The sequence below is a fragment of the Paenibacillus sp. PL91 genome, from assembly GCF_012935325.2.
GTDB lineage: Bacteria > Bacillota > Bacilli > Paenibacillales > Paenibacillaceae > Pristimantibacillus.
The window spans coordinates 158,240-174,472 of the sequence record NZ_JABBYG020000005.1 but is presented as its reverse complement, the minus strand read 5'-3'; the positions used below and the strand labels follow the sequence as shown (position 1 = coordinate 174,472).

Here is a 16,233-nt window from a genome sequence, read left to right as displayed (position 1 = left end):
GCAATGGTTATCTAACGTAAAAAAACCTATCAGTAGATATCCATGTCGTGCTCCACCGCTGCGCTAACTAACCCCTGGTGGAGCCTAGCAGCTACGACTTCGCATAGATTGCCGCCGAGCGGATTGTCGCGGATTTCGTCGGGACGACGTTATCCAGCTATACGCCGCATGGCCCTCGGTCCGAAGGCCCCGACCTGGAGCTCGTCCGGTGGATGAGCGAAGCGCTGCCGTTACCGTTCGTCGCGGAAGGGCGCATCGGGACGCCCGAGGAAGCGGCGTCGGCCATGCGCGCTGGGGCGTCTTACGTGGGGGTCGGAGGCGCCATCACGCGCCCGCAGTTCATCGCGGAAGCGCGGGACGGCTTACCGGCTTCATCCGTCCATTCAGGAAGTTTTATTCTGTATCGTCGAAAAAGCACATCCCGGGCGCGTTGCCGCGCTAATCGGAATGTGCTTAAATCAATTGTTCCCGCGTCTACTCCTGCTGCTGCCCCTCGATTAATTGAAGAACGCGATACAAGAACGTCGCCGCTTCCGCTCTGCTGGTCGTACTCTTCGGCTTCATATAGCCGTTGGAGCCCGTAACCAGCCCATGCTCGAACATCGTTGCCACGCTGTCCGTAGCATATGGCGCAATCTGGCTCGCATCACGGAAGCCCTCAAGTGTTGAACCGGATGCGGACGGCTTGATTGCCCCTGTCGTCTGCAGCGCTCGGGTCAGCATAACCATAGCGTCCTGGCGGCTGATTGAGTCACGAGGAGCAAAGTTAACTTCGTTCACTCCCGAAACGATTCCCAATTGCTTAGCGATGGACACCGCATCGTAGTAATAATCATTCGGCTTCACATCGGCGAACGTCGAGGTAATCTCGGCGCGCAGGTCAAGCATGTTCACCAGCATCAGGATAAAATCAGCTCGCGTTACTTGATTTGCGGGGCTGAAAGTGCCATTTTCGATCGAGGTGCCTTTGACGATGCCCCTTTTGGCCAGCTTCTCGATCGCCTCGCGCGCCCATTCATGCTTGCCAAGGTCAGTGAACGCAGCCGGTTTCTTGCCGCCGACAGTATAGACGCCGACTTGGTCGATGGAGAATCGCAGTACGCCCTTGTCTTTGTCATAAGACGCGCCATCAATTGCCGCCGCGCTGTTGCCCGTCAGCTCAAAAGCTTGCAGATCAGCTGCTTGCTCTTCCGCTTGAAGCGAATATGGAATCGCAATGGAAATCGGTGCCTTCGCATTGTTCCAAAACAGAGCTTCACCGTCCAGTTGCAATGCAATTTCCACGATTGGCCTGTTGCCGATCCGGCCAGCCGCTTCGTTGCCGCGATACTCGCCTGCATGGTCGCTTACGATAACGAGCAGCTTTCCGGCATTCTCCTTGACTCCAGCCAGCATGTCGCCAGTCAGAGCAAGCTGGGCATACGGCGTGGAGATATGCAGAATCAGATTAGACTGGTTCGTCAGATTAGCTGCCGGAAGCTCCAAAGCATAGCTGCCAGCCGCGTTCGACGGCTTCAATTCAAGACGAATATGCTTGTTGCCGTTGCTGTCGGCTGTTGCCTTGAGAATCGCGGCATTCAGATCCGCTGCTCCGACCGAAGCCGCAGCCTGATTGCCTTTCAATGTCGGGACAAGCACGGCTTTGACTGAACCGTCCGCTTGCAACGTATACGGATGTTGCGCCGGACCGCCTCCAATGCTGCCTCCATTGCCTCCGCCAGTGGAAGGCGGCTTGCGATATTCGAAGGCGGCCTGCTCTGGAGTCGTCATGTCATCCGTTTCAAGCTCGACCGTATACAGTCCTTGCTCTTCTCCGGTCAACGTAAAGGCGATGCGGAAGCTTCCGTCATCCTCAGTGCCCGTCTGACCGGTATATTGAATGTTGCCTTTAGGGTCAAGCACTTTGACATACAAATGTTCTTTCTTGCCGTTCATGACCAACCCGTCGATCGTGACTTTCTTCGTGGAGGCGTCCACTGCGGCTTGTATGCCGTCCAATGTCTTCAGCTCTTGCTGCTGGGCAAGATCGTACACACCGAATTCATAGAAAGAATAACCGTAGAACGTTGCCCGATTCAGTCCCTCAAACTTGATGTATCTTGCCGTCGTTGCCGGGAATACCAGCGTATTCTTGCCGTCGGACGCTTTAACCACGCCATTGTTGCCGACTTTCAAGGGCTCCCACGTCTGCTTATCATCCGAGACGCTCAGACGGTATTGGTCCGCGCGCGCATATTCCCAATCGATGCGGATCGTATTGAAGGTTTGCTTGCTGTCCAGATCGATCTGGAACCAAGCGGTATCGCGCACTTCGCTCGCCCAGCGCGTGCCCGGTGCGCCATCCAGCGCTTTCGAAGGCTCCAGACCTGCGGCTTCCGTCGAGGATGCCTCTGCTTCTTTGTCTTGCGCGATGCTGCCGATCTCGTAATACACGCCTTCCTTCAGCGCCGTATAAGCGCCTTCCGTTACAAATTCAAGGCCTTTAGCCCCTTCCAGCTTCGCATTGAATGCCAGCAAATAGCCTATGGCTTGCTCAGGATCGCTCTCTTGTGTACGTTCCATCATGATCAGGGCGTTGCGCATAGCGCGGACCGTATCGGCATTGCTAAGCTGCTTGTTGTCCGCGTATTTATCAACAAGAGCCAATAGACCTTCAGCGCCCAAACGTGCTTCTATTACGAATTTAACCGTCTTGGATTTGGCGGCCGCCACCGTCAGCTCCAGCACATGCTTGCCCGGCTTGCCCGTCAGATCTACAACAGTTCCTTCCGTATAAGGCTTGCCGTCATACTTGGCCGTTACTTTAACAATCCCGCTGCCGTCATCTCCCGGAATAGTCCAGGTGAAAGCGGCCTGTGTCGTATCAGGCATAATCGTATGCTCCGAGATCGGCTCCCCGTTCATGAGCGCTACAACATCAGGCGGAGCGGCGTCTTGCTTCTGATAAGTGCCTTTCACGAATTGATATAGCCAATCGTAGAGGACTCGAGTAGCAGGGTCCGCACTTTTCGCCGCGTTGTAAACGGCGTTGTTGCCTTGATAGTAAGCTTTATACCCTTGCTGCATCAGCCCTGTATCCACGCCGCTGTTCAAGTAATCGATGAACCTCTCGCGGAAGACGGCGTCGTTGATCATCCGGTCATCGAACTCCAGCTCCAGCGACATTCCGTACCGTTTCGCCATATCCGCTGTATCTTCCAGACGCGAAGGATCTAGTTTCTCGAAGAAATAGTTCGGCTGCAGAGAGATGGCATCAATGCCGACATCCTTCCACATGAATGCCTTATAGGCCAGAAAATGAGGAATCCAGAACATCTTCAGGCCAGCGTTATGAACGATGTCGCTCGCTTTCTTGACCATCTCCGGGCCAGTCGAATGCGTGCTGATTTGTTCCTCCAGCCAATACATGCCGACGAGCTCCAGGTTCGAGTAGCCCGCTGCCGACCATCTGGACTTGACTTCATCGCTCCACCACTGAATCGCTTTGGCCCGGTTGTCCAGCGATGCGACATTACCGACCACACTTAGATTGAAGTTCAGATTTTCACCGTTAATGCTGCCGAAATCGGACTGATATTCGCCCGGATCGGGAATCATCAGCACAACCTTAGTCTTACGGTCAGGCTCGCCAAGCTTCGCGCCTACCTCGGCCGTCGCCTCGTTCAACGCGCTCATATCGCCGCCGGCGTTAAACGTTTTATTCAAATACCATTCCCATTCCTCTTTTCTGGCTTTGCCAGGCGCTTCCGTCGCTCCGAAGCCTCTGCCGTTCTCCGACGTCAAACCGAGATACAACATGCCGTCGAACAGCCAATCAACAGGCTCCCCTTGCTTGTTCACATAGCTGATATTTGGGATAACTCGTTCCTTCGTCCAATTTCTTGTGCCGTCCGGGTAATGCCCGTTATACAGCAAGCCCAGATTCTGAATCCCGCCAGTAGCATCCCCAGACCGCTGAAGACCGTAAGGCTCAGGCTGCACCGGTTGCGCTCCATCGATCAAGCCGTCCGCGCCGATAATCGTCACCTCGTCGATCATGCTCCATGCCCTCGGATGCATGGAGAACACCACTTTCACATACCGAGCGTACACGAGTCCTTCGGTATAATCGCCACTCTTGACGGCTCCAGTCTCTGCGCTGCCGTCCCATGTAAACGTCTCGATGTTGGTCTGATCGCCCCATAACAATTTGGTCGCATTATGGGACAATACGCCCCAGTTCACCTCATCGTCCGAAACGTAGAATGAAACGGTGAGCGGTACGAGCGTTTCATTGTTTGGCCAATCGTGCAGGAAACGCGCGTTCACCTCCTGGATTGTCTTTTGCTCACCTAGATCAAATACAACCGAACGGGATTTCATGTTGCGGTGGCCCACCCAGTTGCCGCTGTTACGCGATGGATCGGCAGCATTGCCGTCCGTCAGCTTCGTCCCGTCATCCGGGAAAGCGCCCTCCGGCTGTTCCGACCATGTGTACGTTTTCCCTTGAGCCACATTGTAGAAGTCGGTGTTTTCTCCGCTCGCCTCTTCCGCATACACGGACGATATCAACGAGAACAGCATGACCGGGACAAGCAGCAAAGCAGTCAAACTTCGTCTAGTTTTCACCTAAGCTCACGCTCCCTTTTTATGCATAATTAGTTCTGCTCCTGCTCCTGCAATTCTGCAAGCGCATCAAGCATGTTCAGAATGACGACCACAGCTTCAGCACGCGTCGCCGAGGCGAACGGAGCAAACCAGTTATCCCCGCGACCGTTCATTACTCCCGCCTCCTGGGCTGCTGCCACGTACGGCTTCGCCCAAGCCGGGATTTGATCCGCGTCCGCGTAAGAGAGCTCATGCCCTTCCACAGTCTTCAGACCCAAGCCGCGAACGATCATCGCTGCCAGTTCTGCTCGGCTAATCGAAGCCTTCGGTCGGAATGTCCCATCCGCATAGCCGCTGATCAGGCCGGATTCCAAGGCTTGCGCGATATAAGGCTTCGCCCAGGTTTGAATCGAACCTGCGTCCGCGAAGTCCAGCGAACTGTTCGCACCTTGCAGCTTCAACGCTTTGACCAGCATGACGACGAATTCGTCTCTGCTGACCGTCTTATTCGGCTTGAACGTCTCGTCGGTATAGCCCGCTACGAATCCAAGCTCAACCGCCCGTTTGATGGACGCTTCTGCCCAATGGCTAGCAATATCGTTCAGCCGAACCGTTGTCGATCCGCCGTTTTGGCCTTCTTCCAGATCTGGAATTACTGGAGTCGGAACCCATCCTCCGCCACCGGAGCTAGGCAACGCTTTGATTTTGATCTTGAACGTTTTCTCCGCGGATGCAGCTCCCTTGCTGATCGTCGCGGTCAGCACGACCTCCATGTCGCTGCCTGACGGACGTTGCAACAACTGTCCGTTGGCATTCAGATAGTCGGGCTTCGAGCTGCTCCAGACGATACGTGTGCCGAGCTGTCCTTTCTGCGGAAGATAGAAATTCGCGGCGATGCTTTCATTCACGTTAAGCTCGATCAGACCCATTACGTCTTCGATCGTTAGACGATCGCGCGCAACGCTCAGCCCTGCATACGCCTGCTCGGCCTCAGGACGAGACAGCTGGGCGGTTTGAATAGCCGTAGTCGCTTGCCCAATCGCTTGCTGAAACTGTGCCCAGCCCTCAGGTGAGTAATTGTCCTCCACGAGCTTGTCGGCCTCGATAGCCGTCAACAGGTCGATAATCGGCCGTAGATTGCCGAGCTTATATTCCTCGCCGTACACCTCAAATTCCTCAAAGGAATAGCCGAACATGGTAGCTCTGGACACGCCTTCGAACTTCACGTATCTGGCTGGCGTGCTTTGGAAGGTAGTCACGACGCGTCCCGGCTTGCCGTTAATCTCGCCGTTGTTGTCTTTCACAACGTTCGTCCAGTTCTCCTTGTCCTCGGACACGAGAATGCGGTACTTCGAACCGTAAGCCGTTTGCCACAAAATAGATACAGCATCAATGTTCTTCACTTCACCCAGATCCACCATGAACCAGGTATCGTCCACCCAATCGCTGGACCATCTGGTGTCCCCTCTGCCGTCCACCGCTTTGTCCGCCGTGTAGGACGAGGATTCCGGCTGCGAGGATTCGGCTTGCTTATGCAAAGCCAGATTTCCATGCAGGTCCACGTAGGTGTTCCTTACGATGAGTTCGTCAATCAGGCCTTTAAAAGCATTCGTTTCACTGCCGATTTTGGCTACTGGCAATACGAACGTTTCCAGCTTGGAGCCGTCTTTGAGAGTAGCCGTATACTCACTGCCGTTAATGAAGATGGAGGTCCCCGTGTCGTCGCCGATCATAATGACATGGGTCCAGCGATCGGTCGGCAGCTTATAATTGAATTCGCTGACGTAATTTTCTTTCGTGATGGCCAGTTTGCCGCTGCCCCCAATGTTGTATTTCAGCTGTCCGTCCGGAGATTCCAGCAGCACAGCTCCTTGCGGGTTGTCAGCGTCCGGTTTGAGCCACATGGACATCGTCCATCCGAAACCAAGCGTGCGCAGCGGCGTTTCCACGTAGCTGGCTCCGCCTTTGAGCCTTACTGCTTGCCCGAAGATTCCCTTCTCCGTGCCTGCATTCACCGCGTTCCCGTCAAAGCCATTGCCAGAACGATCCGCGAAGCCTTCGTCGAAAGTATAATCGAGCACGATATTGCGCTCATTGTCGACTTGAAGCTTGTGCGACTGATGAACACCCGGCGGGTCCACGTACTTTGCGGCATCCGCCTGGAAGCTAGCAAAGTTCCGATCGATGCGGTTGCCTCTCCACAGCTTCTCCGCCAACACTTGCATGGAAGGCAAGATCCGCTGATGCGAGTCCGCCATGGAGACGCCCTTCTCTACGGACACGTCGTTCCAGAGCGCAAACATGCCGCCTTTTACTTGCGGATGCGCATAAGGAAGCTTCGTCTCCAGCCAATCGTTAGGCTCCCATTCGTTGTAAATGAAATCGTAATTCAAATAGTTGCGGTACAACTGCGGAACGACATAGAGCAAGTTCGTGTTGGTATTGACAACGTCGTAGCCAAGCTCAATGGCCTGCAGGACGCTTCCGTACGGCTCATACCAGATGTCCATCGTCGCATTGTTGCTGACTGGCGTTGTGCCGTCGTATGCCGACAGACTGCCCCACAGACGAGCGCGATTGCCTTTGCTGTTAATGTGATTAAGCAGCATATCCGTGTAACTGCGGAACGCCTCTTTGTCGTTGCCGAAATATTCATCCGTGCCGACGTGCACGTCCGGGCCGACGAAGGTCGGATTGCTGCCGTCGAGATACTCGTCAAAGAGTTCTTTAATGAAGTCGAGCGTCTCTGGACGATTGATATCCAGCTGATTGTTGCTGCCCAACCTAGGGTCGTAAGTGATGAACGCGCCGGAATGGCCCGGCGTATCGATTTCCGGCACGACGTTTACGCCGTATTCCATCCCAAGCAGCTGCAGATCTCTGAATTGCTGCTTCGTATAGAAGCCGTCCTTGCTCGTCACTCCCGGGAATTTCTCGCTCTCCAGACGGAAGTAGCCGACATCGCCGACATCATCGTTCAGGTGAATCTGGAACCGGTTCATCTTATAGTAGGACATCAGTTTGACATAGTCCCGCAAAAATTCGATCGTATAAAACTTGCGGCCCACATCGAGCATGAAGCCTCGATCCACGTATTTCGGATAATCGCGCGATTGCCCCTTGGGCATCGTCTTATGATCGGCAGCGTGGCCAAGCAGCTGCAAGATCGTTCTCGTACCGAACATGACGCCCGTCTGATCGGAGCCAGCGACGGAAGCATATTCGCCTATATTCAGTTCATACCCCTCAGTCCCCAACAGTGCTTGCGCAGCATCCAGCACCAAGTAGATGTCCCCTGCTTGAGGTGAGCCAACCGTTACTGTCAGCGGCAGCTTCGTTAAATCAAGCAAGTCCTGCTGCAAAATGTCTGCCGTTCCCTGCAGAGCCACCTCATCCTCCGCGCGAATGACGATTTTCGACTTGTCCGTCAAGCGGAACTCGCCTGTTGCGCCCAGCCACTCACGCAAAGAAGGAATGACGGGCGGCTCCGGGTTCCGATCGCCCGTCTGCTTGAAGAGACCAGGCACGGTGACTAGCGCATTATCCGTTAAGAGATATGTCGGATCGCTGTCGCTCTGGATTTGCAGCAGCAGCTGAACCTGAGTATCGACTAGCGGCGCTTGGATAGTGCCCTGCGCATCGATCACCGGCAAGCTGTCTGTGTTCACCAACGACAGCGTATAACCATCCGGTACAGCGGGCAGATTCAGCTGAGTGTCTCCTTCGGAGACGACGATGCTGTTTTTGACCGCGTCCATCATAGGCGGCAACAGCGGTTTGCCTTTGTATACCTCAAATTCCCAGAAGGAGTATCCGTAATAGATACCCTCAATTGGACGTCTCGTTACTCCTTGAAACTTGACGTATTGCGCCAGTGTCGGCTCGAAATCGATCGTATCCTCGACTGGTCCGCGGGCGACGAGCACGCGGTTGTCCGCGAATACGTTCCTCCAGGTTACCGCATCGTCAGACACGAGAACTTGATATTGTTCCGCCGGAGTCTGCCAGTTGATGATGACTCTTCCGATTTCTACAGGCTCGCCCAGATCAACGTAGAACCACTGGTTATCCGTTCTTTCTGAAGACCAGCGGCTTGCATCCCGATTGCCGCCGTCGACCGCTTTCTCAGGTCCGAAAAAGTCTACTTCGTTCGACGACGAATAAGCCGTCTTTCCTAAAGCCAAGTTCCCTGTTGCGGCTTCGGACTTCTCCGATGAAACGGCAACTAAGATGAAAGCGATAACAAAAAACACTGAAAAAATATTCCTATACCGTAAACGCACTAAGATCCCCCCCATTGTTTATTAGCTCGAATTTTACTCCAGCTTACCGCATGACCCTCCATGCTCAACTCCTGCAGCAATTTTATTATAAGTAGGGGCATTCGTTTCTTCGATATACTTGTGTTTACAATCCATATACAAATGTGGACATTCGGCCTTCTACGGTGAATCAAGGCTAAGCAAGCCAGCATTTCGGTCATATCTGTTGCCAATTAATAGAACAAAATCGTGATCCTTTCGAAGAGTAGCGAAAAAGAAAAAAGCCATTTCAGTTGAACTGGCTTTTCTTCATGTTATGGAATATCGAAGACTAGACGAAGAACTATTTAGGCGTAAAATAGGCTGTCGAGACTTTCTCGACAGCCTGGCCATCACGATTTGTGATGGCGTTCCCTTCATATGGAGCCTAGATGTAACGACTCGCACATGCTCGTCTATCCGTCATGGGATGTCCGAATCTTTGATCAAATGGCTGACGAAGCGTATTCAAAGAGGATTTTTAGCGGTAGATTCAAACGCCGTGCTCCTCCGCATTCGCTCCGTCCGCGCGGACTGAACCCCGGGGTTCGCCTCAATAGGGCTCCACCAAAACAATAAAAAAACCACTTCAAGGAAGTGGTTTGAGTTATTGTTTTGGTGGAGCCTAGGGGGATCGAACCCCTGACCTCATCGCTGCCAGCGATGCGCTCTCCCAGCTGAGCTAAGGCCCCAAATGACGACAAGATTGATCTTAGCATACGGTCGCCAAAATTGTCAATCTTTATCTATCATACCGTTGAGCGGGTGTTTGGATAGCAGATTGTTAAGCTCCTTCATGAACATATCGATGTCCTTGAATTGGCGATAAACAGATGCGAAGCGGACATACGCTACCTCGTCGACGGGATAGAGCTCGTTCATGACGATGCCGCCGATATCGCTGCTGTCTACCTCGGCATGCGCCGTTGTGCGAAGCTCCTTCTCAACCTCGGATACGATGACTTCTAGGCGTTCTACTGGAACGGGACGCTTCTCGCAAGCGCGGATAAGACCGCGTAATATTTTGTCGCGGCTGAATTCCTCGCGGCTTCCGTCTTTTTTGATGACGATTAGAGGCGTTTCTTCAATCATTTCGAAGGTCGTGAATCGACGGCTGCACTTTTCACACTCACGTCGGCGACGAATAGATTTGTTTTCGTTAGCCGGCCTCGAGTCCAATACTTTTGTTCCGGCATAGTCGCAATATGGACATTTCATGCTGCGTTTTGCCTCCTTTCTTAGTTAGCAAGAGCCTTTGAAAAGGGCTCTTCTCAAATTAATTTAATTTCCAAGTAATTCCTGTAATGAAGTTTTGATTTTTGCACATAATACTTTTACCAACCGCAAGGAGGTGAACATACATGAGCGCATCCCGCAGCAGTAACCAACTAGTAGTACCACAAGCGACAGCTGCACTTGACCAAATGAAATTTGAAGTTGCTCAAGAGCTAGGCATCGCAATTCCGCAAGACGGATACTACGGCAACATGGCTACAAAAGACGCTGGCTCCATCGGGGGTTACATTACCCGTCGCCTAGTGCAAATTGCCGAGCAATCCCTTGCTGGTCAATACAAATAATGATTCATTACATGTTGTATGAATAAAGGATGCTTTGGCTGGGCCCGTCCAAGAAGCGACGGGCCTCCAAGGCTTCGTTGTATTTGCATATTTATTTGAATTCGTCAGAAACTCGGGTATAAATCCTTATACTTATTATAATAGTATATGACCCGCTGTACATAGTGCCTCGTTTCGCCAAAAGGAATTTCCTTCACCGAGTCTATTGTGCCATCCCACAAACCAGAATCAAGCCACTTCCTTACGTTGCCTGGTCCTGCGTTGTATGCGGCTATGGCTGCGATCTTATTATGATCAAATTGCTTATACAACGATTTTAAATACCACGCGCCAACCTCTATGCTGACATCTGCTCGATGCTTAAGCATATCTTCCGTTACTTCTGTAAAACCCGCCTTCTGAATCACCCAATCAGCCGTATCAGGCATAACTTGCATCAATCCCAAAGCGCCTTTTCGTGATTCCTGGCCTGTCCGATAGTTGGTTTCGCTCCGAATGATCGCTGCTACCAAATGCGGCTCCACACCGTAATTAGACGCACTCGCACGAATATCATCCTTGAAATGAACCGGGTACATCATTGCAGCCAGCCAATCCGATTTGAGAAACAAGATCGTTATGAGACCCAGCAGCAATACAAGCAAAACTCTTTTCTTAAGCAGCACTCTCATGGCAAACACTTACTTTTCCAAAATTGTTCGATCTGACGCTCCGTCTCCGCAAGCGTTCCACTATTGTCGATGACCCAATCCGCTTTTTCTCGCTTCTGCTCGATATCCATCTGAAGCGCTACCCGGCGGCGGGCTTCTTCCTCGGTCAAATGATTTCTTTCCATTAAACGCGTTTGCTGCACCTCAGCCGGTACATAGACAACCATGATCCCATCGTACAAATGCTCCTGCTTGGTTTCATACAAGAGCGGTATATCCGCTACGACTAATCGCTCCGGGAATTGCTCCTCATACGTATGTATGCGCTGCTGCATTCTCTGGCGTATAGCCGGGTGGGTGATCGCTTCTAGCTTCGCAAGCGAGGCTTTATCTTGAAATACGATCTCGCCGAGCGCTTTGCGGTCAAGCGATCCGTCTGCCGCAAGGACAGCTTGTCCAAACGTAGAGGCGATTGCCTCTAATGCTGACTCTCCGGGAAGGACAACCTCCCTTGCAACTTGATCGGCATCGACCAGCAGCGCACCACGCTCCACAAGCATTTTAGCGATAGTGCTTTTGCCGCTGGCAATACCGCCGGTTAATCCGATTTTCATCCATTTCACCTCAAATTATAACAGCTTCATGATTCCCATCATGATTAATAATATGCCTGGCAGCAAAGATAATGTTTGCATGCCTCTCCATGCGGAGAAACGAAAGCCAAAGCGGATGCCGCCTACTAGGAAAATCGCGCTCGCTGCGGCAATGGTTAGAGCGGTAATCAAGGAAGGAAGACCGATCAATGCGGCTCCAAGCCCTGCTCCGAATGCATCAAGCGATAATGCCACGCCGAGCATGACCGCCTCCGATGCAGAGATCGTTCCCGACTTATCAACGTCTGCCGCTTGCGGTGTCCGCAATATTTGGATCACTAATCCTAATCGCTTCAGCTCCACCATAACAACAAGCGCTGTACTCGCCATTTCTCCAGCATGCGATTGGACCTTGCTTTCAGCTATTTTCGCGCTTCCTTGACTTGCGATCTCTGCCGCTTCAACAGCTTCATCGTTTTGTTTTCCACGCTTTAGCTGCAGCAGCGCCCAGCCTCCAATTAAGATAAGCACACATGCACCAATCAGACGAGCAACAAACTCAGATAGAAACCCCGTTAGCCAACCTCCGACCTGCATCGACAAATAAATAATCAAGCCGGAGCAGCATGCAATAATAAACACCGACAATAGCGGAATGCGAATTCTTCGCAAGCCATAGGTCACACCAACGCCAAATCCGTCTAAACTAACGGCAAAAGCAAGAACTAACAGTGAAGCAACATGCGCGAACAATACTTTAGTCCCTCCCCGCACAAGCGGCTGCCCGGCTCACCAATGTTGCTGTGAGTAGTCATCCGCCTATTGTTCGTAACACATCTATCATATGCGGGGAGTATTTGTCTGTGCTTGTCGATAAGGAAATGCTGCTAAGCCTTTACTTTGTTCGGTATAGCAAGCGGCTGGCATTTGCTGCAAATATGCGTCCCTCTGCCGCCAACCGTAAATTTCTCGATAGGTCTTGTACAAGTCGGACACGGCTCGTCTTTCTTGCCATACACGAGGAGCTGATGCTGGAACATGCCCATCTCGCCTTGCCCGTTTACATAGGATTTGATCGATGATCCGCCTGCTTCAACGGCATGCGCGAGCGTAGCGCGAATCGCTTCATATAATCGCTTCCACTCGGCTGGCTTCAGCGTATTCGGCGTTCGTTCCGGATGAATCCGCGCTTGGAACAGCGCCTCATCCACATATATGTTGCCTAGTCCGACGATATGCTCTTGATTGAGCAGCAGCGGCTTGATCTTCGTCGCGCGCTTCTCCAGCTTGCCGCGCAGCGCTTCAAGCGTGAAGGATGGCTCTAGCGGTTCAATGCCCAGCTTATTTAGCGGCGGAAGCTCTAGCTCAGACCCCGCTTGGAACAGATGCATCGTGCCGAATTGGCGCACATCCTTATAACGCAGATCCGTACCGTCGTCAAAATGAAAAATAACATGCGTATGCAGCTCTATCGGCTCCTCGGAAGGAAACACGCCATAACGCCCTTCCATGCGCAGATGCGACACGAGCACAAGGCCGTCTAATATGATACGCAAAAATTTGCCCCGCCGCTCGACCGTTTCGATCGTATGCCCGACAAGCGCATCGGCGAACTGCTCGGGCTCTGCGGGCCTTTGTATAATACGCGGGAGTCTAACGGTTACAGATTGGATTCGTTTGCCCGCTACAAGTTCAATTAATGTTCGTCTTACGGTTTCTACCTCTGGCAATTCAGGCATTTCTCCTCACCTCAACAACCATTATACCCGAAACTGCCCGCCAGTGGGCTACTTTGCTTCATACCAATTGTCACCGTAGCTCATGTCCGCCTTAAGAGGAACATCAAGCTTAAGCGCCCCAGCCATGACCTCCGGCACTAGCGTCTTCATGATCTCAAGCTCCTCCTGCGGCACCTCGAATACGAGCTCATCATGCACTTGAAGCAGCATTCGGCTTTTCATCTTGCGCTCGCGCAGCGCGGCATCCATATGCACCATCGCTAGCTTAATGATATCTGCCGCAGTACCTTGAATCGGCGTGTTCATCGCGGTGCGCTCGGCAAAGGAGCGGATATTGAAGTTTGACGCTTTAATATCGTTCAGATAGCGTCTCCGCTCAAGCAATGTTGTCACATAGCCGTCACGACGGGCATCCTTGACGACATCGTCCATGAACTTACGCACGCCTTTGAACACCTCAAAGTATTGCTCGATAAAGTGGGCAGCCTCTTTGCGCGTAATGCCTAGGTTTTGAGATAGACCAAAGTCGCTAATGCCGTATACGATTCCAAAATTAACCGCCTTCGCGGAACGCCTCATGTTGGAGTCGACCTGATCGGCCGCTACGCCGAATACGTCCATCGCGGTTTTCGTATGGATGTCCATGTCGTTAATGAACGCTTCCTTCAGATTCTCATCACCCGAAATATGTGCGAGCACGCGCAGCTCGATCTGCGAATAATCGGCTGCGAGAATGAGCCAGCCTGGCTCAGAAGGAACAAAGGCCTTCCGAATTTGACGGCCTTCCTCAAGCCTGATCGGAATGTTTTGCAGGTTAGGGAATTGACTGCTTAGACGTCCGGTTGCGGCAATCGTCTGGCGGTAGTAAGTGTGCACCTTGCCCGTTTCCTTGCGAACCTCCTTGAGCAAGCCCTCCACATAAGTGGACTGCAGCTTCGAGAGCTGGCGGTAATGCAAAATAAGCGGAATAATCTCATGGTATGGAGCTAATTCCTCCAGCACCTCTGCATCGGTCGAATAGCCAGTCTTCGTCTTTTTCTTTGCGGGCAGTCCGAGCTTTTCGAACAAAACCTCGCCAAGCTGCTTAGGCGAGCCGATATTGAATTCCATTCCAGCAAGCTTGTACACACTGCTTATAATTGTCGTGAGCTGGCGCTCCAGATTGCGTCCAAGAGCCTCAAGCTCTTCCTTCTCAACCTTTATGCCGAGATGCTCCATGCCAGCAAGAATGCGGGACAACGGCTGCTCGATGTCAAAATATAGCTTGCTCATGCTGGTCCGGTTCAGCTCTTCGGTCAATAGCGGCACTAGCTGGCGAATGGCCTCTGCCTTCAGTGCCAAGTGCCGGTAAAGCGTCTCTTTGTCAGGCACCTTAAACTTCGCGCCCTTGCCATAAACGGATTCATCGGAAGGCAAGGTAGACAGCCCTTGCTTCTCATTAATTCCGCTAAGCGTTTGACTAGCCTCGGTAGGATCAAGCAAATATGCGGCCAACTGTACGTCGAATGCCGCTCCTTCGAAGCTGATTCCGCTCCATTTTAGCGCGAGCTCTACTTTATGCAGATCAAAGCCGTACTTCGGCTTGTCCGCTTGTTCCAGCCAAGCGCGAAGCTTAGCCGCGAAAGGAGACTTTAGAACAGGGAACGGCAGGGAAAACACTGCCTCCTCCGTAGCAATCGCCAGGCCGATCAGTTCCGCATGATGGGGGTTCTCGCCTATTGCTTCTACATACAAGCCGTTTTTGTCCGTTTGCTCAAGCAGTTGAACCAGCTTCTCAAGCGTATCAGCATCCTTTTCCGACTCGATCACATGGATATTGAGATCGGCAGCCGCAGCCTGCGCTTCCTCTTCCATATCGCCCGCTTCCGCGCCCAGCTGCAAACGCTCGATCAGCGACTTGAACTCGAGCTTGCGGAACGCTTCTGCCAGCTTCAAGCCGTCATAGCCGGCGTAACGAATCTCGTCAACGCCCTGCTCGATTGGCACCTCGCGGAATATCGTTGCCAGCCTTTTGCTCATCGTGGCGTCATCCTTGTGGTTCTCGATGTTTTCCTTCAGCTTGCCCTTCAGCTTGTCCAAGTTGTCGAGCACGCTCTCGACCGATCCATGCTCGTGCAGCAGCTTAAGCGCCGTCTTCTCGCCAACGCCTGGCACGCCCGGGATGTTATCCGAGGTATCTCCCATAAGCCCTTTTAAATCGATAATTTGCATCGGAACTAGGCCGTATTTTTCTTGAATGGCTTCTGGCGTGTAGAGATCGACATCACTGACGCCTTTGCGCGTAACCGCAATAGTCACCTTGTCGGATGCAAGCTGGAGCATATCTTTATCTCCGGTTACAACGACCGTATCGACGCCCTTCTCGTCAGCCGCCTTCGTTAGCGTACCGATAATATCGTCAGCCTCGTAGCCTGACAGCTCGAACTGTGCGATGCTGAACGCGTGAAGCAGCTCCTTAAGCACCGGGAATTGCTCCGATAGCTCAGGCGGCGTCTTCTGCCTTCCGCCTTTATATTCGGTATAGCCTTCATGGCGGAACGTCATTTTGCCGGCGTCAAACGCAACCAGCACATGAGTCGGGTTTTCTTGCTCAAGCAGCTTAAGCAGCATCGTTGTGAAACCAAATATCGCATTCGTATGCTGGCCTGCCGAATTCGTGAGCGGAGGCATGGCGAAGAACGCGCGGTAAGCTATACTATTGCCGTCAATTAGCATCCATTTTTCCATATGGGATCAACACCTTCTTTATGTAGCATTCATACCGATAAGTATACCACAAAAAG

The 16,233-nt window shown here is 52.4% G+C and carries 10 protein-coding genes and 1 tRNA gene; 2 read left to right on the top strand and 9 right to left on the bottom strand.

Features of this window, described 5'->3' with window-relative positions; genetic code table 11:
• Positions 1-107 precede the first annotated feature (107 nt).
• Positions 108-584, top strand: coding sequence for a hypothetical protein (locus HI950_RS14090; RefSeq protein WP_169085501.1), 477 nt, complete (start codon positions 108-110; stop codon positions 582-584).
• Here the strand turns inward: HI950_RS14090 and HI950_RS14085 are convergent.
• The 4 genes from HI950_RS14085 to nrdR all read right to left on the bottom strand — a co-directional run bounded on the left by HI950_RS14085 (position 475) and on the right by nrdR (position 10,106).
• Positions 475-4,608 carry a DUF4855 domain-containing protein gene (locus tag HI950_RS14085; RefSeq protein ID WP_169085202.1) on the bottom strand — a complete coding sequence of 1,378 codons (4,134 nt, stop codon included), beginning with the start codon at positions 4,606-4,608 and terminating at the stop codon, positions 475-477. The two genes, HI950_RS14090 and HI950_RS14085, sit on opposite strands and share 110 nt — an antisense overlap.
• Positions 4,609-4,637: 29 nt before the next feature.
• Positions 4,638-8,870, bottom strand: coding sequence for a discoidin domain-containing protein (locus HI950_RS14080; RefSeq protein WP_169085204.1), 4,233 nt, complete (start codon positions 8,868-8,870; stop codon positions 4,638-4,640).
• Between the two features lie 634 nt (positions 8,871-9,504).
• Positions 9,505-9,580 (bottom strand) — tRNA-Ala (locus HI950_RS14075).
• Between the two features lie 43 nt (positions 9,581-9,623).
• Positions 9,624-10,106, bottom strand: a complete 483-nt coding sequence (nrdR, locus tag HI950_RS14070; RefSeq protein ID WP_053377232.1) for a transcriptional regulator NrdR — start codon at positions 10,104-10,106, stop codon at positions 9,624-9,626.
• 143 nt (positions 10,107-10,249) lie between these two features.
• Here nrdR and HI950_RS14065 point away from each other — a divergent pair, with 143 nt between their 5' ends.
• Positions 10,250-10,468, top strand: a complete 219-nt coding sequence (locus HI950_RS14065) for an alpha/beta-type small acid-soluble spore protein (protein WP_169085206.1) — start codon at positions 10,250-10,252, stop codon at positions 10,466-10,468.
• Between the two features lie 104 nt (positions 10,469-10,572).
• Here the strand turns inward: HI950_RS14065 and HI950_RS14060 are convergent, their stop codons facing one another.
• The 5 genes from HI950_RS14060 to polA form a co-directional block, all read right to left on the bottom strand.
• A complete protein-coding gene (locus tag HI950_RS14060; RefSeq protein WP_169085503.1) occupies positions 10,573-11,139 on the bottom strand; it encodes a lytic transglycosylase domain-containing protein in 567 nt (188 codons plus the stop codon).
• Positions 11,136-11,732, bottom strand: coding sequence for a dephospho-CoA kinase (coaE, locus tag HI950_RS14055; protein ID WP_169085208.1), 597 nt, complete (start codon positions 11,730-11,732; stop codon positions 11,136-11,138). The genes HI950_RS14060 and coaE overlap by 4 nt, the downstream gene beginning before the upstream one ends.
• 15 nt (positions 11,733-11,747) lie before the next feature.
• The gene (locus HI950_RS14050) at positions 11,748-12,464 is read right to left on the bottom strand and encodes an MntP/YtaF family protein (RefSeq protein WP_169085210.1); all 717 of its coding nucleotides are present in this window, start codon (positions 12,462-12,464) and stop codon (positions 11,748-11,750) included.
• A gap of 134 nt (positions 12,465-12,598) precedes the next feature.
• Positions 12,599-13,450 (bottom strand): DNA-formamidopyrimidine glycosylase, encoded by an 852-nt coding sequence (gene mutM, locus HI950_RS14045; protein ID WP_169085212.1) that lies wholly within the window; start codon positions 13,448-13,450, stop codon positions 12,599-12,601.
• A 48-nt stretch (positions 13,451-13,498) separates the two neighbouring features.
• A complete protein-coding gene (gene polA / locus HI950_RS14040; RefSeq protein ID WP_169085214.1) occupies positions 13,499-16,177 on the bottom strand; it encodes a DNA polymerase I in 2,679 nt (892 codons plus the stop codon).
• Between the last annotated feature and the right edge of the window lie 56 nt (positions 16,178-16,233).